At 63.5% G+C, this 482-nt stretch carries 1 protein-coding gene; it reads right to left on the bottom strand.

Annotation, left to right across the window (positions count from 1 at the left end; translation table 11 throughout):
* Positions 1-454: aminotransferase class III-fold pyridoxal phosphate-dependent enzyme (locus tag AUL28_RS21885; protein WP_441294092.1), on the bottom strand; the 454-nt coding region annotated here is incomplete at its 3' end.
* Between the last annotated feature and the right edge of the window lie 28 nt (positions 455-482).

The raw sequence follows: 482 nt of genomic DNA, 5'->3' as shown, positions 1-482 counted from the left end.
AGGCGGCGAGGGTGCCGATCGTGGTGCCGTGATAGTCGCGCTCGCGGTAGAGGATCTTCCATTTCTTTCCGCCATGATGGCGCTCGGCGATCTGCCGAACCATCTTGAAGACCTTCTCGTTGGCCTCCGAGCCGGAATTGTTGAAGTAGACGCGCGACAGGCCGGGCATCTTCTCCAGGAGCTTCTCGGCGAAAAGCGAGCCGGGAATGGAGCCGGCGGACTGAGCGAAGTAGTTCAGCTTGACGAGCTGGTCGCGCACGGCGTCGGCGATGGAGGTTCGGCCATAGCCGACATTGACGGTCCAGACGCCGCCCGACAGCGCGTCGAGATATTCGCGCCCCGCCGCGTCCCAGACCTTGAGCCCCTTGCCCTCCACGATGATGCGCGGATCGTTGGTTTCCAGCGGCTTGTGCTGGAGCATGTGATGCCAGACATGCCGGCGGTCCGCCTCGATGATCGGGCGAAGGTCGTTGGGGTGAGGA

Source organism: Aureimonas sp. N4 (genome assembly GCF_001463925.1).
In the GTDB taxonomy this organism is placed as follows: domain Bacteria; phylum Pseudomonadota; class Alphaproteobacteria; order Rhizobiales; family Rhizobiaceae; genus Aureimonas; species Aureimonas ureilytica_A.
This window is presented reverse-complemented; position numbering and strand designations above follow the sequence as displayed.